Annotated in this window: 13 protein-coding genes; 10 read left to right on the top strand and 3 right to left on the bottom strand. The window is 68.2% G+C overall.

Annotation, left to right across the window (positions count from 1 at the left end):
- The first annotated feature begins 143 nt into the window (after positions 1-143).
- Positions 144-650 carry a hypothetical protein gene (locus tag MNQ95_RS07695; protein WP_241954298.1) on the top strand — a complete coding sequence of 169 codons (507 nt, stop codon included), beginning with the start codon at positions 144-146 and terminating at the stop codon, positions 648-650.
- A 97-nt stretch (positions 651-747) separates the two neighbouring features.
- Here the strand turns inward: MNQ95_RS07695 and MNQ95_RS07700 are convergent, their stop codons facing one another.
- Positions 748-2,994, bottom strand: a complete 2,247-nt coding sequence (locus tag MNQ95_RS07700; RefSeq protein ID WP_241954299.1) for a S9 family peptidase — start codon at positions 2,992-2,994, stop codon at positions 748-750.
- A gap of 616 nt (positions 2,995-3,610) precedes the next feature.
- On the opposite strand from MNQ95_RS07700, the gene MNQ95_RS07705 reads away from it, so the two are divergent.
- The 4 genes from MNQ95_RS07705 (at position 3,611) to MNQ95_RS07720 (ending at position 10,056) form a co-directional block, all read left to right on the top strand.
- On the top strand, positions 3,611-6,631 hold the full coding sequence (locus MNQ95_RS07705; protein ID WP_241954300.1) for a TonB-dependent receptor: 3,021 nt from the start codon (positions 3,611-3,613) through the stop codon (positions 6,629-6,631).
- A 164-nt stretch (positions 6,632-6,795) separates the two neighbouring features.
- The gene (locus MNQ95_RS07710; protein ID WP_241954301.1) at positions 6,796-7,515 is read left to right on the top strand and encodes a SapC family protein; all 720 of its coding nucleotides are present in this window, start codon (positions 6,796-6,798) and stop codon (positions 7,513-7,515) included.
- Positions 7,499-8,521 (top strand): cupin-like domain-containing protein, encoded by a 1,023-nt coding sequence (locus tag MNQ95_RS07715; RefSeq protein WP_425605727.1) that lies wholly within the window; start codon positions 7,499-7,501, stop codon positions 8,519-8,521. The genes MNQ95_RS07710 and MNQ95_RS07715 overlap by 17 nt, the downstream gene beginning before the upstream one ends.
- An 8-nt stretch (positions 8,522-8,529) precedes the next feature.
- Complete coding sequence (locus MNQ95_RS07720) at positions 8,530-10,056, top strand: tryptophan halogenase family protein (RefSeq protein WP_162410058.1); 1,527 nt, start codon at positions 8,530-8,532, stop codon at positions 10,054-10,056.
- A 139-nt stretch (positions 10,057-10,195) separates the two neighbouring features.
- Here MNQ95_RS07720 and MNQ95_RS07725 read toward each other — a convergent pair whose 3' ends face one another.
- Positions 10,196-10,882, bottom strand: a complete 687-nt coding sequence (locus MNQ95_RS07725) for a glutathione binding-like protein (protein WP_241954302.1) — start codon at positions 10,880-10,882, stop codon at positions 10,196-10,198.
- Between the two features lie 189 nt (positions 10,883-11,071).
- On the opposite strand from MNQ95_RS07725, the gene MNQ95_RS07730 reads away from it, so the two are divergent.
- The 3 genes from MNQ95_RS07730 (at position 11,072) to MNQ95_RS07740 (ending at position 14,559) form a co-directional block, all read left to right on the top strand.
- Positions 11,072-11,692 carry a TIGR00645 family protein gene (locus tag MNQ95_RS07730; RefSeq protein WP_241954303.1) on the top strand — a complete coding sequence of 207 codons (621 nt, stop codon included), beginning with the start codon at positions 11,072-11,074 and terminating at the stop codon, positions 11,690-11,692.
- A gap of 64 nt (positions 11,693-11,756) precedes the next feature.
- Entirely contained in the window at positions 11,757-13,934 is a 2,178-nt protein-coding gene (gene uvrD / locus MNQ95_RS07735; RefSeq protein WP_241954304.1) for a DNA helicase II, read from the top strand.
- A gap of 178 nt (positions 13,935-14,112) precedes the next feature.
- On the top strand, positions 14,113-14,559 hold the full coding sequence (locus MNQ95_RS07740; RefSeq protein ID WP_162410054.1) for a universal stress protein: 447 nt from the start codon (positions 14,113-14,115) through the stop codon (positions 14,557-14,559).
- A 27-nt stretch (positions 14,560-14,586) separates the two neighbouring features.
- Here the strand turns inward: MNQ95_RS07740 and MNQ95_RS07745 are convergent, their stop codons facing one another.
- Positions 14,587-15,159 (bottom strand): manganese efflux pump MntP, encoded by a 573-nt coding sequence (locus MNQ95_RS07745; protein WP_241954305.1) that lies wholly within the window; start codon positions 15,157-15,159, stop codon positions 14,587-14,589.
- Positions 15,160-15,529: 370 nt separating this feature from the next.
- On the opposite strand from MNQ95_RS07745, the gene MNQ95_RS07750 reads away from it, so the two are divergent.
- Together MNQ95_RS07750 and MNQ95_RS07755 are read left to right on the top strand one after the other, a co-directional pair.
- Entirely contained in the window at positions 15,530-16,471 is a 942-nt protein-coding gene (locus MNQ95_RS07750) for an aldo/keto reductase (protein ID WP_241954306.1), read from the top strand.
- 10 nt (positions 16,472-16,481) lie between these two features.
- Positions 16,482-17,792: an NTP/NDP exchange transporter gene (locus tag MNQ95_RS07755; RefSeq protein ID WP_241954307.1), complete on the top strand. Its 1,311-nt coding sequence runs from the start codon at positions 16,482-16,484 to the stop codon at positions 17,790-17,792.
- The last annotated feature ends 170 nt before the right edge of the window (positions 17,793-17,962 follow it).

The raw sequence follows: 17,962 nt of genomic DNA on the forward strand, positions 1-17,962 counted from the left end.
AAAAACAGGCGTCCATGATACGCCCCGGTCTCCGGCCGCCTGAGCCGTTCAGCGCCTTGCCGCGGCGCCCGGGCCGGGTTAGTGGCCGATTCACGCCCGGCGGAGGATGATGCGGCCATATCGCCAATACCCGGGGGACCGCCATGCGCCTGCAGATCGCCGCGTTGACTGCCGTACTGCTTCTGTCCGGTTGTGCCGGATCGTCCAAGGTGATGGTCGGCCAGGCGCGGCCCCCGATCGATCCTGCGCAGGTCCAGATCTACACCGTGGTCCCGGCCGGTGCGCAGGAGATCGCCCAGATCGAATCCAGCAGCGCGATCGGTTTTGGCACCCAGGGCCAGACCGATTCGGCGGTGGCGCGGCTCAAGGCCGAGGCCGCGGCATTGGGGGCCAACGGCGTGGTGCTGATGGGCGTGGGCTCGTCCGGCTCGTCGGGCGGCGGCGTCTCGGTCGGTGGCGGCAGCTGGGGCAGCAGTTCCTACGGCGGCGTCGGCGTCGGCATCCCGACCCAGCAGAAGAAGGCGGTCGGCATGGCGATCTGGGTGCCCGCCGGCGCGGTGCCGGTGATGCCGTCCACGATCCCGGTGCCGGCCCCGGCCCCGAGCTCGGCCCCGACTCCCGCGCCGTCCCCGACAAACCCGCCCCTGTAGGAGCGGGCACGACCGCGACACCTGGGGCGCCGCAGCCACGAGGCCGTCACCCGGGCCGCCGTCGCCGGTGTCCCGGCCATCCCCGCTCCCGTAGGTTTCAGTGCCCCGGCTTGAGGCAGCGCGCGAAGAAGTCTTCGGCCAGCCGATAGCGGTGCAGCGCATCCTTGCCCGCCAGGCCATGCTTGGCGCCCGGGTAGGCCATCATCTCGAACGGCTGGCCGTGCTTCTGCAACGCCGACATCACCACGGTGGAATTGGTGAACAGCACGTTGTCGTCGGCCATGCCGTGGACCAGCAGCAGCTTCGGTGCGTTCTCGCCGACCAGGCCGTCGATGTGGGTCAGCACGCGCGCATCGCGGTAGCCGTCCGGATTGGTCGCGGGCAGGTCCATGTAGCGTTCGGTGTAGTGGGTGTCGTACAGCCCCCAGTCGCTGACCGGCGCGCCGGCCACGCCGCAGGCATACGCGTCGGTGCGCGCGAGCAGCATCAGGGTCATGTAGCCGCCGTTGGACCAGCCGTGCACGCCGATCCGCGCCGGGTCCACCCACGATTGCGACTTCAGCCAGTCGACACCGCGCAGCTGGTCGTCCACTTCCACCGTGCCCTGCCTGGCGTACAGCGCGCCGCCGAAATCGCGGCCGCGGCGCGGCGTGCCGCGGTTGTCCAGCGAGAACACCACGTAGCCCTGCTGGGCCAGGTACTGGTTGAACAGCGCGTCGTTGCGGGCCGGCCATGCGCGGGCCACGGTCTGGGTCGCCGGGCCGCCGTAGACGAAGACGACCACCGGGTACTTCTTCTTCGGATCGAAGTCCGCCGGCTTGACCAGGCTGTAATGCAGCGGCGTGGTGCCATCGGCGGCGGTGAGCGTGCCGAATTCGACCGGGCGCTGGGCGTCGCGGTACTTCGCGTATGGATGCTGCGGATCGGCCAGCTCGTTGCGCAGCAGCGTCGCCAGTTTCGTGCCGTCGTTGCGGAACAGTTCGATCTGCGGAGGCGTGCCCGGCGCCGACCAGCTGTCCACGTAGACGCTGGCATTGCGGGCGAAGCTGGCCGCGTGCATGCCGGCGGCCTGCGAGAGCTTCTCCACCGTGCCGCCGGCCAGGGGCACGCGGTAGAGGTGCTTCTCCAGCGCCGAATCCTGCGTGCCGGTGAACCAGACGTAGCCCGCCTTCGGATCCACCGCCACCAGTTCATCGACGATCCACTCGCCGGACGTGAGCGGAGCCAACGTGGCGCCGTCCTCCGAAGCCAGGTACAGGTGCTGGAAGCCGCTGCGCTCGGACGACCACAGGAAGCGGCCGTCCGCCAGGAAGCGCAGGCTGTTGTGCAGCGGCACCCAGGTCTTCGAGGTTTCCGTGGCGAGGACGCGCTGCGCGCCGGTGGCCAGCGTCGCTTCGACCAGTTCGAGGGTCTTCTGGTCGCGTGACTGGCGCTGGAAGGTGAGGCGCTGCGGATCGCGCCAGTCGACGCGGGCCAGGTAGATGTCCTGCTCCGGACCCAGGTCGACCCAGTGAGGCTTGGCGCCGACCCGCGGAGCAATGACGCCGAGCTGGATCGCCACGTTGCGGTCGCCCGCCGCCGGATAGCGTTGCTCGACCACGTCCGTGCGGTCGGCATAGACCTCGTAGCGCTGCTGCACCGGCACCGGCGATTCATCGATGCGGGCAAACGCGATCGCGCTGTCGTCCGATGCCCACCAGTAGCCGGTGTGGCGATCCATCTCTTCGTCGGCGACGAACTCGGCCACGCCGTTGCCGATGGTGGCGCCGCCGTCGAAGGTCAGCTGGACTTCCTTGCCCGTGGCCAGTTCGACCACCCACAGGTTGCGCGCACGGATGAAACTTGCGAAACCGCCCTTCGGCGATAGCCGCGCATCGGTGGCGAACCCGTTGCCGCTGGTGAGCTTGCGCACCGCATCGGCGCCGCTGCGGTCGAGGTCATGGAAATAGAGCTCGCCGCCGAGCGGGAACAGCAGTGCGCGTCCATTGGGTGCCCACTGGTACTCGACGATGCCCGAATAGGCGGCGATGCGCTGCCGTTCGCGGCGCGCCTTCTCTTCGTCGCTGAGCGTTTCGTTGCCCGGCAGGACCACGCTGGAATCGACGAGGACGCGGGTCTGGCCGCTGGCGACCTCGTATTCCCACAGGTCCAGGCGGTTGCGGTCGCTGTCCTTGCCGCGCAGGAACGTCACACGGGTGCCGTCCGGCGAGACCTGCGGCTTCATCAGCGTCGGGCCGGACAGCGGCGCGGGGCCGGTGATCGCCTCCAGGGTGAGTTTCGCGGCGTGGGCGGGGGCGGTGGCGAGGATCGTCATCAGCAGGACCGGTAGGGCGAACAAGCGCATGCGGGTGTTCCGGGGTGAGGCTCGAACAGGAGGCGGATTGTAGGGGGCGCAGGAGAGTGACCGGATCGGCCATCAGGCAGGGGGTGGACGTCATGGCCGGGTCATTGGATGTCCCGAGTCATGTCCGACCGGGTCCTGATGCATGACAGCGTTGTCTCGCTGGCCTGCACCGAAATGATGCAATGTCTCTATTTGCGTCGTTATGTAGATATGTTCGCCAATCGTCAGCAATCGCGAAACTGGTCCGGCGCGCAGCACACTGCGTGGGCAGAGCCATCAGGGGGTACGACTGGCGCCAGGGACCGACATGGAACGTGCCGCGAGAAAAATGCGGTTTCGACAATGACCTTTGTGCGGGACCTCGGGAAATCAGTAAGTTAGCGCTAACATTACGGCATACCCCCGTGCCGTTTTGCGCATGACAGCGCTGTTCTTTGTTGCCGCGCAACATCGAATTCCGGCGGTTCTTGTAGTTTTCCGGCGTTTTAGTGCCGCCCGCGCGCTCCTGTTTGACAACGCTGTCAAGCGGATCCCTAATCCGCCGCGTCGACGCTGTCCGGGGACAGCGGCTGGCCACAACTCAATCAAATTCGTGTGATTCCGGGAGGGAAGATCCATGAAGCACGTGCAAGCCATGCCCAAGAAGCGGCTGCTCGCGTCGGCCCTGTTGCTGGCGCTGGCGCCGGCGGGCCACGTCATAGCGCAGGAACAACCCGCGCAGGCCGCGCAGACCGCCAACTCCAACGCCGATGCGGACCCCACCGAGCTCGATACGGTGGTGGTAACCGGCATCCGGGCCAGCCTTACCTCGTCGATGAACCTCAAGCGCGACGCGCAGGGCATCGTCGACGGCATCGTCGCCGAGGACATCGGCAAGTTCCCCGACACCAACCTTGCCGAGGCGCTGCAGCGCATCTCCGGCGTGTCGATCGACCGCACGTCCAGCGGCGAGGGCTCCAAGGTCACCGTCCGCGGCGTCGGCCCTGACTTCAACCTGGTCCTGCTCAACGGCCGCCAGATGCCGGCGTCCAATCTGGGCCCGGGTGGCGGTGGCACCTCCAACTCGCGTTCCTTCGACTTCGCCAATATCGCAGCCGAGGCGATCGCCGCCATCGAAGTGCACAAGACCGGCCGCGCCGAACTGCCCGCCGGCGGCATCGGCGCGACGATCAACGTCAAGACCGCGCGTCCGCTGGAGATCGGCGAGCCGCTGGCCAGCATCGGCTTCAAGGCGGTGCACGACACTTCGGCGCGCAACCTGCCGCAGAGCTATCCGGGCGCGATCGTCACCCCCGAAGTCTCCGGCATCTTCAGCAACACCTACGCCGACGGCACCTTCGGCATCATGCTCAGCGGCAGCTACCAGGAGCGCGAGTCGGGCTACAGCCAGGCCAGCGTTGCCGACGGTTGGATCACTTTCCCGGGCGACTCCAACAGCTGGAACGCGCTGCCGCAGCCTGGCCAGGGCTATTCCGACCGCATCACCAACATCCCGACGCCGGACAACATCTACGCGCGTCCGCAGAACACCGCGTACAGCGTCAACGGCGTGCAGCGCCAGCGCACCAACGGCCAGCTGACCATGCAGTGGGCGCCCAACGACAGCGTCACCGCGACGCTGGACTACGCCTACATGGAGAACAAGGTCCAGCAGCAGCGCAGCGAACTGTCGGTGTGGTTCAGCCAGACCGCCGGCGACAGCTCGTGGACGGACGGCCCGGTTTCCGCGCCGATCATCTACGAAGAGGAATACAACAACGCCGACCTGTCGATGGGCGGCATGCAGCTGGCGACCAAGAACAGCGGCGATTCGCTGGGTTTCAACGTCGCGTGGGAAGTCAACGACGCGCTGAGCCTGTCGTTCGACTACCACAACTCCACTGCCGAATCGCGTCCCGACAGCCACCTCGGCTCGGCCGGCGTACTGGGCGTGGCTGCCTACGTGCGTGGCAACACCACGGTCGACTACAGCGGCGAGATTCCGATCATCAACGTGGTCCTGCCGCCGGGCATGACTTCGGTGCCGCCGTCCACTGCGCTGGTCACCGGCTCGGTCTTCCAGAACAGCTACAACAAGTCCGAGGTCGAGCAGTTCCAGGCCGACGGCCGCTTCAAGTTCGGCGACTACTCGGGCCTGGATTTCGGCGTGGCCGCGACCGAGGTCAACAACCGCACCGCCGCGGCGGTGATGCAGCGCGACACGTGGGGCGGCGTGGGCACGCCGGCAGACTACGACGACAGCATCTTCACCCCGGACAACATGTCGCGCTACTTCGACAGCTTCAGCAAGCCGGGCAACATCGAGTGGACCGACAGCTTCCTCGTGTTCGACTTCGAGCGTCTGCGCCAGGCCGCCATCGCCGCCTCCGGTTGCGCGACCTGCTACGAGATGCCGACCCAGTTCACCGACGACCTGCGCACCACCGAGAAGTCCAAGAGCGCGTACGTGCAGTGGACGACCAGCTTCGACTGGTCGATGCCGCTGGACGTGGCGGTCGGCGTCCGCTACGAGCAGACCGACGTCGACTCCTCGGCGCTGGTCCGCATCGCCAACGGCATCTCCTGGGATTCGGCCAACGAGCTGTATGTGACCTACCAGCCGGGCCAGGGCTTCACCGAGCTGGAAGGCGACTACGACTACTTCCTGCCCAACGTGGACCTGGCGTGGCACCTCAACGAGGACATCGTCGCGCGTGCCAGCTACAGCGAGACGATCGGACGGCCGGGCTGGCAGCAGATCCAGGGCGGACAGCGCCTGGCCAACATCGTCCGCGTCGACGGCGGTGACGGCAGCGCCGGCAACCCAGCGCTGGAGCCGCTGCTCTCGAAGAACTTCGACCTCTCGGTCGAGTGGTACTACGGCGAAGCGAGCTATGTGTCGGCGGGCTACTTCCGCAAGAACATCGACAACTTCATCAGCGACACGATCGTGCGTGACACGCCGTTCGAGCTGCATACCCCGGTGGGCGGTGCGTACTGGAACGCGGCCCTTTCCGCCGGCGGTTGCGCGGCCGGCGACATGGTCTGCATCCGCAACTACATCTTCACCAACTACGCGGGCTCGCCCGGCGTGACCGTGACCGGCACCGATTCGACCGGCGCACTGACCGGCAGCATCGTCGGCCAGCCGGGCGACCCGGTCGCCGGGTTCGACATCACCACCCCGGCCAACCAGCGCTCCGACCATCTCGACGGCTTCGAGATCAACGTCCAGCACGTGTTCGGCGAGTCCGGCTTCGGCTTGGCTGCCAACTACACCAAGGTGGACTCGGGCCTGACCTTCGACAACGCCGACCTGGGTACCCAGTACCCGATGATCGGCCTGAGCGACTCCGCCAACCTGGTGGGCTTCTACGACAAGAACGCCTGGCAGGTGCGCGTGGCCTACAACTGGCGCGACGAGTTCCTCAACGGCATCGGTGGTGGCGGCACGCCGCCGAACCCGAACTGGACGGAGGCCTATGGCCAGGTCGACGCGATCGTCAGCTACGAGGTCATGGAGAACCTGACCCTGAGCCTGGAAGGCATCAACCTCACCGACGAGACGCAGCGCATCCACGCCCGTCACGAGAACATGGTGCGGTTCGCCACCCAGACCGGTCCGCGCTACATGTTCGGGGTCCGCTACCGGTTCTGACGCACCTGGTGTGTGGGGTTCGCGCGATGCCTCCCAGGTCGCGCGAACGGGGAGCCGCCGGGAAACCGGCGGCTCCTTCTTCTCCCTGCGCCTGCTTTCTTCAAGCCAATGGATCGGGCACGATGCCGCAGGACGCGGCGTCCCGCCCTGGTGACCGAGAGTCGATGAGCAACAACGTCCTGCTGAACAACGTCGACCACCGCGACCTGCGGGTGGATCCGCGCCGCGGCGCTGCCTTCGGCGACGACGTGATGTACGCGCCGACCTTTCCGGACGAGTTCCGCAACGTCCAGGCGCATTACCCGATCGTGTTCCATCGCGATGCCTCCGGTGGCTTCCATCCGCTGGCCCTGTTCGGGCTGCAGGAGGGCGCCAACCTGTTCCTCGAGGCGAACGGCGAGGGCGAACGCTGGGACGCGACCTATGTCCCCCTTTCGATACAGCGGCAGCCGTTCCTGATCGGCATGGCCGGCGAGGAGCGCCTAGTCCACGTCGACCTCGACCACCCGCGCGTGCGCGCAGGTACCGGCGAGGTGCTGTTCCAGGATCCGGGTATCGCCACCGAATTCCTGGAGCGCGCGCGCTCGATCCTGCTCGCGCTGCACGATGGCATCGTCGCCACGTCGCCGTTCATCGAGGCGCTGCTGCGCCACGAACTTCTCGAATCCTTCGTCCTGGATATCCAGCTTGACGACGGATCGCTCAACCGCCTGGCCGGCTTCCACACCATCGACGAGGCGCGCCTGCAGGCACTCGATGGCGCCGCGCTGGAGCGGCTGGCCCGCGACGGACACCTGCTGCCCATCTACATGGTGCTGGCCTCGCTGTCGCGTTTCCGCGACCTGATCGAGCGGACGAACCGCCGCCGTGCTGCCGGTCGCTGAGTCCATCCGCGAAGTCACCGGACTGGTGCCGGAGGCACTGCCGGAAGACGTGCTGCGTTCCCCCGAACCGCTGGTCCTGCGCGGCGTGGTCGGGCAGTGGCCGATGGTGCGCGCCGCGCGCGAATCCGCTGCGGCCGCCATCGCCTACCTGAAGCGCTTCGACCACCGCGGCATGCCGGTGGTGGCGACGGTGGCGCCGCCCGAAGCGGCCGGCCGCGTGTTCTACGCCGAGGACATCAGCGGCTTCAACTTCCGCCGCGAGAAGATCCCGCTCGCGGTGGCGCTCGACACGTTGCGCAAGTACCTGGACGACCCGGCGCCGCCCTCCATCTACGTCGCCTCGACCACGATCGACACGTTCCTGCCGGGGTTCCGCGACGAAAACGCCATCGACTTCGGTGCGCGCGATCCGCTGGCCAGCATCTGGATCGGCAATCGCAGTCGCATCCCGGCCCACCAGGACGTGCCCGACAACCTGGCCTGCGTGGTCGCCGGCCGGCGCCGGGTCACGCTGTTTCCGCCCGACCAGCTGGAGAACCTCTACATCGGCCCGCTGGACCACACCCCCGCCGGGCAGGCGGTCAGCCTGGTGGACTTCCACGCGCCCGACCATGCGCGCTTCCCGAAATTCGCCGAAGCAATGCGCCACGCGCGCGGCGCGGTGCTGGAACCGGGCGATGCGGTCCTCATCCCGAGCATGTGGTGGCACCACATGGAAGGGCTGGACGGCTTCAACGTGCTGGTCAACTACTGGTGGCGCCAGGTACCGGCGTGGATGGATACGCCGATGAACGCGCTGATGCTGGCGATCATGTGCGTGCGCGACCTGCCGCCGGCCGAACGCGCCATCTGGAAGGACGTGTTCGACCACTACGTCTTCGATTACGACGAGGCCGGCGTCGCCGGCCACATTCCCGAGGCTGCGCGCCGCGTGCTTTCCTCGCCGCTGGACGAGGCGCGTGTCCGCCACCTCCGCACGCTGCTGCTGCAGCGCCTGAACCGATGAGTATCCCGATGCAAAACCCTGCTTCCTCCATCACCCCCCGTCCGGTCAAGCGCGTGGTCATCGCAGGCGGCGGCACCGCCGGCTGGATGGCGGCCGCCGCGCTGTCCAAGACCCTGGGCAAGGCCGTGGACATCGTACTGGTCGAATCGGAGGAGATCGGCACCGTCGGCGTCGGCGAGGCCACGATCCCGACCCTGGTCACCTTCCATCGCCTGCTCGACATCAAGGAGCAGGAGTACATGGCCGCCGTGCAGGGCACGGTCAAGCTCGGCATCTCCTTCGAAAACTGGAAGGACGTCGGCCACCGCTACATCCACTCCTTCGGCATCAGCGGCAAGGACCACTGGTCGGCGGGCTTCCAGAACTTCTGGCTGCGCGGGCGCGCCGAGGGCGTGGCCACCGACTACAGCGACTACTGCATCGAACTCCAGGCCGCATTGCAGGACCGTTTCTCGCACCTGCCGCGCTACCACGTGAATTACGCCTACCACATGGATGCCGCGCTCTATGCCCGCTACCTGCGCGGCTTCAGCGAGCAGCACGGCTGCAGGCGGATCGAGGGCAAGATCGTCGACGTGGCCACCGACGCGGAAGGCTGCATCACGTCGCTGAAGCTCGAGCGCGGCGAGGTCATCGAGGGCGACCTGTTCATCGACTGCACCGGCTTCCGCGCGCTGCTGATCGGCAAGACCCTGGGCGTGGGCTTCACCGACTGGTCGCACTGGCTGTTCAACGACAGCGCGCTGGCCACCCAGACCACCGCGGTGCGCGACGCGGTGCCCTACACGCGCGCGATCGCCGGCAAGTCCGGCTGGCAGTGGCGGATCCCGCTGCAGCACCGGGTCGGCAACGGCATCGTCTATTCCAGCCGGCACATGGGCGACGACGAGGCGCGCGAGGAATTCCTCGGCAGCCTCGAGGGCGAGGTGATCAAGCAGCCGTGGCCGGTGCGCTTCCAGCCGGGCCAGCGCCAGCAGTGCTGGGCGAAGAACGTGGTGGCGCTGGGCCTGGCCGGCAGCTTCATCGAGCCACTGGAATCGACCACGATCCACCTGATCCAGCGCGGCATCGTGCGCCTGGTGCAGGGGTTCCCGCACACCATCACCCAGCCGGCGATCGACGAATACAACGCACGGCTCAACGAAGAACTGCAGCACGTGCGCGACTTCGTGGTCATGCACTACCACATCAGCGACCGCCGCGATTCGCCGTACTGGCAGGAGATCGCGGAGATGAAGATCCCCGACACGCTGCGGCACCGGATCGAGCTGTTCCGCGAGACCGGCAACGTGTTCCACGTGCCCGGCGAGCTGTTCGGCGAGAACTCCTGGGTCCAGGTCATGCTGGGGCAGGGCATCGAGCCCAGGCGCTACCACCCCACCGCCGATGTGATGACGCAGGCCGACCTGGTCCGCTTCCTCGGTGACATCCGCAACAACGTGCTCGGCACGGTGCGGCAGATGCCCACGCACATGGATTACATGCGCAGCTACGCACCGGCACCGGTACCCGAGGCGGTGCGCAAGGCGGGGTGAGGGCAGGGACGCAGCGCCTTGAGTGGTGAAGCGTCCGGGGGCACGCGTCGTTGCGGGTGCCCCCGGCACCGGCCTGCCGGCGACTCTTCCACCGCTTCGCCGCATCAGGCCACGCGGCGAACCCTCCGGGTGACCGCGCTCAGCGGCCGAACAGCTGCTTGCGCTCTTCTTCGGTCAGCGGCTTGCCCGCGTCCGGGTTGACCTGTGCCGTCAGCGCGTAGGCGCGCTGGGTGGCAGGGCGCGCGGCGATAGCGGCATGCCAGCGACGCACTTCGGGGTAAGGCTCCAGGTCCAGCGGTGCCTTGGTGTACGGATTGATCCATGGATACGCCGCCATGTCGGCGATGGTGTAGTCGTCGCCGGCGATGAACGCGCGACCGGCCAGGCGCTTGTCGAGCACGCCGAGCAGGCGCTGTACTTCACGCGTGTAGCGGTCGATCGCGTAGTCGATCTTTTCCGGCGCGTACACGGTGAAGTGCCCGTACTGGCCGGTCATCGGCCCCAACCCGGCCGTCTGCCACATCAGCCACTGGTTGACCTCGACCTTCTGGCGGACGTCGTCGCCGAAGAAGCGGCCGGTCTTGTTGGCCAGGTACAGCAGGATCGCGCCGGACTCGAACACGCTGACCGGCTCGCCCAGGTCGTTGGGCGCGTGGTCGATGATCGCCGGCATCTTGTTGTTGGGCGAGAAGGCGAGGAAGTCCGGCTGGAACTGGTCGCCCTTGCCGATGTTCACCGGCTTGATGGTGTAGGGCAGCCCCGATTCCTCCAGGAACAGGGTGATCTTGTGGCCGTTGGGCGTGGGCCAGTAGTACAGGTCGATCATGCTCGCGGCTCCGGGGGCTGGATGGGGGAAGCGCCTGGCAGTGTAGATCCGCACCTGTAGCGGGCGCGGCGCAGTGCTGGATCGCTGCGTTGCAGGAGGCCGCCAGCGTCGCCCCGTGGCCACTCCGCCGTGCTTGGCAGCCTGCTGGCGGCCCGTTACCCTGCGCCGTCCCCCATTCCCGGCCCGCCCATGTCTGCCCCCCCGCCCCCCCGCCTGGGCCTGCTGCCCACCCTGATCTTCGCCTCGCGCTGGCTGCAGCTTCCGCTGTACCTGGGCCTGATCGTGGCCCAGTGCGTGTACGTGTTCCTGTTCGGCAAGGAGCTGTGGCACCTGATCCACCGCGCCCCGGCGCTGGGCGAGCAGGAAATCATGCTGATCGTGCTGGGCCTGATCGACGTGGTGATGATTTCCAACCTGCTGATGATGGTGATCGTCGGCGGCTACGAGACCTTCGTCTCACGCCTGCGCCTGGAGGGCCACCCGGACCAGCCGGAATGGCTCAGCCACGTGAACGCGTCGATGCTCAAGGTGAAGCTGGCGATGGCGATCATCGGCATCTCCTCGATCCACCTGCTCAAGACCTTCATCGCCGCCGGCTCGCTGAAGGGCCTGCCGTTCTGCACGCCCGAGCAGCTGGCGCTGATGAAGGCCGAGATGGCGATCACCAGCACCCAGTGCACGCAGATGACGCCCGACGGCGTGCTCTGGCAGACCATCATCCATTGCGTCTTCATCCTGTCGGCCATTGGCATCGCCTGGACCGACCGGCTGATGACCCATGTCAGCAAGCCCGGCCACGCTTCGCACTGAACGTGACGGCCCGGCGCCACGCCGATCTCAAGGTGTGAGCGTCGCCGCCGCGTAGAATGGCGGCATGGATGTCTCACACCTTCTCGATGGCCTCAACGGCGCCCAGCGCGAGGCCGTATCGGCCGCGCCGGGGCACTACCTGGTCCTGGCCGGCGCCGGTTCCGGCAAGACCCGGGTCCTGACCCACCGCATCGCCTGGCTCAATGAGGTCCTTGGCGTTCCGGCGCACGGGATCCTCGCGGTCACCTTCACCAACAAGGCGGCGGGCGAAATGCGCGCGCGCGCCGACCTGCAGCTGCGCCACGGCTCGCGCGGGATGTGGATCGGCACGTTCCACGGCATCGCCCACCGTCTGCTGCGCCTGCACTGGAACGAGGCGCGCCTGCCCGAATCCTTCCAGGTGCTCGACAGCGACGACCAGCTGCGCCTGGTCAAGCGCGTGGCCCAGCAGCTGGAACTGGACGACGGCCGCTTCCCGCCGCGGCAGATCGTGTGGTGGATCAACGCACAGAAGGACGAGGGCCGCCGCCCGCAGCACATCCAGCCCGGTGACGATCCGTGGACCGATGCGCTGCGCCGCGCTTATGCGCTATACCAGGAGCGCTGCGACCGCGCCGGCCTGGTCGACTTCGCCGAACTGCTGCTGCGCGCGCATGAATTGCTGCGCGACAACCCGGCGCTGCTGGGCCACTACCGCGCGCGCTTCCGCGACCTGCTGGTCGACGAGTTCCAGGATACCAACGCGATCCAGTACGCCTTCATCCGCGTGCTGGCCGGCGACAGCGGCCGGGTGTTCGTGGTCGGCGACGACGACCAGGCCATCTACGGCTGGCGCGGGGCCAAGGTCGAGAACGTGCAGCAGTTCCTGCGCGACTTCCCGGGTGCGAAAACGATCCGCCTGGAACAGAACTACCGCTCCAGCGCCAACATCCTCAACGCCGCCAACGCGGTGATCTCGCACAACCCGGACCGCATCGGCAAGCAGCTGTGGACCGACAGCGGCGAGGGCGAGCCGGTGGACGTGTACGCGGCCTACAACGAGATGGACGAGGCCCGGTTCGTGGTCGAGCGCATCCGCCAGTGGATGCGCGACGGTGGCAGCTGGCGCGAGGCGGCGGTGCTCTACCGCAGCAACGCGCAATCACGCGCGCTGGAGGAAGTGCTGCTGGCCGAGCAGGTGCCGTACCGGGTGTACGGCGGCATGCGCTTCTTCGAGCGCGCGGAGGTCAAGGACACGCTGGCCTACCTGCGCCTGGTCGCCAACCGCGCCGATGACGCCGCGTTCGAGCGCACGGTCAACACGCCGGCGCGCGGGATCGGCGATCGCACCCTGGACGAGGTGCGGCGCCGTGCGCGCGAGGCTTCGGTCTCGCTGTGGCAGGCCGCCACCGCCCTGGTTTCGGAGAATGCGCTGGCCGCCCGCGCGCGCAATGCGGTGGCCGGTTTCCTGGGCCTGATCGAGGCGCTGGACGCGGAGACCACCGACCTGGCGCTGAAGGACCGGGTCGACCATGTGCTGGGCCGGTCCGCTTTGCGCGAGCACTGGTCCAGCGAGGCGCGTGGCCAGCTCGATGCCGAGTCGCGGCTGGAGAACCTGGACGAACTGGTCTCGGTCGCGTCGCGGTTCTCCCGCGCCGAACTCGAAGACGACCAGGAAAGCATGAGCGAGCTGGTCGCCTTCCTGTCGTACGCGGCACTTGAAGCCGGCGAAGGCCAGGCCCAGGCCGACGAGGACGGCGTGCAGCTGATGACCCTGCACTCGGCCAAGGGACTGGAATTCCCGCTGGTGTTCCTGGTGGGCGTGGAGGAGGGCGTATTCCCCAGCAGCAAGTCGCTGGAGGAGAGCGGCCGGCTCGAGGAAGAACGGCGCCTGGCCTACGTCGGCATCACCCGCGCACGGCAGAAGCTGGTGCTGACCTACGCCGAGAGCCGGCGCATCCACGGCATGGACATGTACGGCATGCCGTCGCGCTTCCTGCGCGAGATTCCCGGTCACCTGCTCAATGAGGTTCGTCCGCGCGTGCAGGTGGCCCGGCCGATGGCCGCGCCGCCGCGCGCGGCGCATCCGGTGCTGGAGACGCCATCCCTGAGGCTGGGCCAGGGCGTGGCGCATGCCAGCTTCGGCCGCGGCGTGGTCACCGACTACGAGGGCAGTGGCGCGCATGCGCGCGTGCAGGTCAACTTCGATGACGCCGGCAGCAAGTGGCTGGTGCTGGCCTTCGCCAACCTCAAGCCGCTTTGAAACGCCGCGCGGGCCGGCATCGCGCCGGTTCGTGCTCCCGCAGGACTTGGATCGCTCCGCTGTTCTTCGCCACCCGCCGAAGGGAACCGGGCAGCCCTGTTCCACGAGGGCGGGTCCTGGCATTGCCCCGGCGCGCGCGCGGGTGTGCAATGGGCATGGACAGTCCGAGGAGTGCGCCATGTACGACCGCATCCTGATCGCCACCGATGGTTCCGAACTGGCTGCCAAGGGGCTCAGCCATGGCCTGGCGCTCGCCGCCAGGCTGCACGTGCCGGTGGTGGTGGTAACCGTGACCGAGCCCTGGATGCCGGCCTTCGACGACGCGCTGGCGCTGTCGGCCGATCCGGCCATGCAACAGGAGTATCGCGAAGGCTGCGCCCATTCGGCGCAGCGGATCCTCACCGATGCGGTGGCGCAGGCCACGACGGCCGGCGTCGCCTGCGAAACCGTGCACGTGCCCGATGGCTATCCCTCCGAGGCGATCGTGAAGGCCGCTGCCGATCACCACGTCGGGCTGGTGGTGATGGCCTCGCATGGCCGACGGGGCCTGGGCCGGGTGTTGCTCGGCAGCCAGACCCAGGCGGTGCTGGCGAAAGCGGCGGTGCCGGTGCTGGTGGTGCGCTGACCGCGCCGTCGCGGGCGGGTGCGGCGCCTATGCCGCGCCGGTCAGGTGCTCGTGCAGGATCGCCGTACCGATCACGATCATGATTACGCCACCGACGATCTCCGCGCGCTTGCCGGCCAGTGCGCCAAGGACGCGGCCGAGCATGATCCCCGCGGTGACCATCACCAGCGTGCACAGGCCGATCACCGCCGCGACGAGCATGATCGGCGCGTCGAGGAAGGCCAGGCTCACGCCCACCGCCATCGCGTCGATGCTGGTCCCCAGGCCGGTGGCGGCCAGGCTCCAGAAACCGTGGTGGCGGGGCGGTTCGTCGCCGTCGCCGGCGTCGGGCTTGAAGCCGTTCCAGATCATGTGCAGGCCGAGCAGGCCGAGCACGGTGAAGGCGATCCAGTGGTCCCACGCGGTGATGTAGCGCGCCGCGGCGTGACCAAGCAGCCAGCCGATGATCGGGGTGACCGCTTCGATCGCACCGAAGATCAGGCCGGCGCGCAGGGCCTGGGAAAAGCGAGGCCGCTGCATCGCGGCGCCCTTGCCGACCGCCGCGGCGAAGGCATCGGTCGACATCGCGACGCCGATCAGCAGTATCGAAAACGGGTTCATCGGGTGCACCGGGCTGGAAGGGCGGACACGACCCGCCAGCGTCCAACCACGGATGCACCGACAGGCCGTTGGTCTCGCCAGTCCCGGCGGCGTCCGGATCGAGGTTCCAGACCGCGGGTTGCCCACGCCACGGCCGCACGGGGCCGAGTATGTTGACGTGGACGCTGCGCGCGGAGTGCGCGGAGCAGGCTACTCCCCAAGGGGGATGCGCAGGATACCACGCCGTCTCCCGGGCCCCTGCCGCGCCACGGAGGGTCCAGGCGGATGTGCGTGTGAGGGTTCATGTGCCGATGTGCACATGCGCGCCGGGACGGGGGCGTTAGGATCGGAACCCGGCCGCTCCGCGCCGCCAGTCCACGGAGTCACGACCATGCACTCGCCTTCGCGCCGCCGTTTCCTGGATTCCGCCCTCGCCACCTCCATCGTCGCCGGCCTCGGCGCCACGGCAGGCATGGGCCCGCTCTTTGCAGCGCCCGCCGCGGGCGGCACGTTGCTGACCCGCCCCATCCCCTCCAGCGGCGAGCGCCTGCCGGTGATCGGGGCCGGTACTTCGGGCAGCTACGACGTGGCCCTGGATTCGCCCGAATACGCGCAGCTGCAGCAGGTGGTGAAGATCTTCTTCGACGGCGGTGGCCGCCTGATCGACACCTCGCCCAACTACGGCGCGTCCGACACGGTGGTGGGCAGCCTGCTGCACGACGGCGGCTGGCGCGACAAGGCCTTCATCGCCACCAAGATCGCCGCCGACAGCCGCGAAGCCGCCGAGGCGCAGTGGGCCGAGTCGCTGCGTCGCCTGCGCACGGACAAGGTCGAGCTGCTGCAGGTCCACAACCTGCGCGACTGGCAGAGGCAGCTGGCCTATGCGCGCGAACTCAAGGCGCAGGGCAGGACGAAGTACGTCGGCGTGACCCACTACACCGATGCCGGCCTGCCGGAGCTCGAGAAGATCCTGCGTGGCGAGAAGCTCGACTTCATCCAGATCCACTACTCGGTCAACTCCACCGGCGCGGCGCAGACCGTGCTGCCGCTCGCGCAGGACAGGGGCGTGGCGGTGATCGTCAACCGCGCCTTCGACGACGGAAAACTGTTCGCCAAGGTCAAGGACGTGCCGCTGCCGGCGTGGGCTGCGGAAGCCGGCGTCACGTCCTGGGCGCAGATGTTCCTCAAGTTCGCGATCAGCCATCCGGCAGTGACCGTGGTGATCCCGGCGACTGGCAAGCCCGAACGCCAGCTCGACCAGCTCAAGGCCGGGCGCGGTCCGATGCTGAGCCAGCCGCAGCAGCAGGAACTGGTCCGGCAGTTCGCGGCCTGAGGAAGGACGGATGAGCGCACCGCAGCCGTCGCCTGCCATGGGTCCGGCGCACTGGCTTTCGCGCGTGTTCGGCCTGCGCACGCACGAAGCGCCGGCAGTCATCGCCGGCCTGGCCATGTTCTTCCTGCTGTTCACCGGCTACTTCATGCTGCGGCCGGTGCGCGAGACGATGGGCGTGGCCGGTGGCGTGGACAACCTGCAATGGCTGTTCACCGGCACCTTCGTGGTGACCCTGGCGGTGCTGCCGCTGTACGGCTGGATCGCATCGAAGGTCGCGCGGCGCAGGATCGTGCCGTGGGTGTTCGGCCTGGTGGTGGCCAGCCTGCTGGGCTTCGCCGCCAGCCTGGCCCTGCAGCCGGACAACGTCTGGGCCGGGCGCGCGTTCTACATCTGGGTCTCGGTTATCAACCTGCTGCTGATCTCGCTGGCCTGGAGCGTGCTGGCCGACGTGTTCGCCAGCGCCGAGGCCAAGCGCCTGTTCGCGCTGATCGCCGCGGGCGCCAGCGCCGGTGGCCTGCTCGGACCGCTGCTGGCGACCGTGCTGGTGGGAACCCTGGGCCATGGCGGCTTGCTGGTGCTGTCCTCGCTGTTCATCGCCGGCAGCTCGGCGATGGCGCTGTGGATGCACCGCTGGCGCGACCTGCACCCGTTCGACAGCGAGGAGACCCCGATCCAGCGCCGCCAGCCGCTGGGTGGAAATCCCTTCGCCGGTGCGACCGCGGTATTCCGCTCGCCTTACCTGCTCGGCATCGCCCTGTTCGTGGTGCTGCTGGCAACGGTCACGACATTCCTGTACTTCGAACAGGCGCGGTTCGTCGCCGAGCTCTTTCCCGAACGCGAGCGGCAGACCCAGGTCTTCGGCCTGATCGACACGGTGGTGCAGGCGCTGGCGATCCTTACCCAGCTGCTCGTCACCGGGCGCCTCGCGCAGAAGCTCGGCGTGGGCGTGCTGCTGGTCGGCGTGCCGCTGGTGATGGCGTTCGGCTTCCTGTGGCTCGCCCTGGCGCCGGTGTTCGCCGTGTTCGTGGTGGTGATGGTCGCGCGCCGCGCCGGCGAGTACGCGTTCGTGCGGCCGGGCCGGGAGATGCTCTACACCGTCGTGCCCGCCGAGCAGAAGTACAAGGCGAAGAACTTCATCGACACGGTGGTGTACCGCGGCGGCGACGCGCTCAGTGCCTGGGTGAAGCGGCTGCTGGACCTGATCGGCGAGCACCCGGCGCTGGCCATGTTCATCGGCGCGGGCGTGGCGTTGGCGTGGGCGGGAACCGGCTTCGCCCTGGGTCGCGCGGAGCGGAGGCGGGAGACCGCGTCGCGCTCGTAGGGCTTGCCGGAACCACCCCCGCGGGCGATTGCGCATGCCGGGCCGGGGATGAGTCGCGTCCGCCGGTGTCGTCGGTGTCGCGGTCGTGCCCGCTCCTGCAACGTCCCCGTCGCGTGCGAAACCCATCCGAAACCAGCACCCGCTTTTGTAGGAGCGGGCATGACCGCGAC

Origin of the sequence: Pseudoxanthomonas daejeonensis (assembly GCF_022637495.1) — a bacterium.
Taxonomy (GTDB): Bacteria; Pseudomonadota; Gammaproteobacteria; order Xanthomonadales; family Xanthomonadaceae; genus Pseudoxanthomonas; species Pseudoxanthomonas daejeonensis.

Excerpts from the sequence above, each read along its gene's own strand:
- uvrD (WP_241954304.1), top strand. The coding sequence starts at position 11,757 with ATGGATGTCTCACACCTTCTCGATGGCCTCAACGGCGCCCAGCGCGAG.
- MNQ95_RS07750 (WP_241954306.1), top strand. The coding sequence starts at position 15,530 with ATGCACTCGCCTTCGCGCCGCCGTTTCCTGGATTCCGCCCTCGCCACC.
- MNQ95_RS07720 (WP_162410058.1), top strand. The coding sequence starts at position 8,530 with ATGCAAAACCCTGCTTCCTCCATCACCCCCCGTCCGGTCAAGCGCGTG.
- MNQ95_RS07710 (WP_241954301.1), top strand. The coding sequence starts at position 6,796 with ATGAGCAACAACGTCCTGCTGAACAACGTCGACCACCGCGACCTGCGG.
- MNQ95_RS07695 (WP_241954298.1), top strand. The coding sequence starts at position 144 with ATGCGCCTGCAGATCGCCGCGTTGACTGCCGTACTGCTTCTGTCCGGT.
- MNQ95_RS07705 (WP_241954300.1), top strand. The coding sequence starts at position 3,611 with ATGAAGCACGTGCAAGCCATGCCCAAGAAGCGGCTGCTCGCGTCGGCC.
- MNQ95_RS07730 (WP_241954303.1), top strand. The coding sequence starts at position 11,072 with ATGTCTGCCCCCCCGCCCCCCCGCCTGGGCCTGCTGCCCACCCTGATC.
- MNQ95_RS07725 (WP_241954302.1), bottom strand. The coding sequence starts at position 10,882 with ATGATCGACCTGTACTACTGGCCCACGCCCAACGGCCACAAGATCACC.
- MNQ95_RS07740 (WP_162410054.1), top strand. The coding sequence starts at position 14,113 with ATGTACGACCGCATCCTGATCGCCACCGATGGTTCCGAACTGGCTGCC.
- MNQ95_RS07700 (WP_241954299.1), bottom strand. The coding sequence starts at position 2,994 with ATGCGCTTGTTCGCCCTACCGGTCCTGCTGATGACGATCCTCGCCACC.
- MNQ95_RS07745 (WP_241954305.1), bottom strand. The coding sequence starts at position 15,159 with ATGAACCCGTTTTCGATACTGCTGATCGGCGTCGCGATGTCGACCGAT.
- MNQ95_RS07755 (WP_241954307.1), top strand. The coding sequence starts at position 16,482 with ATGAGCGCACCGCAGCCGTCGCCTGCCATGGGTCCGGCGCACTGGCTT.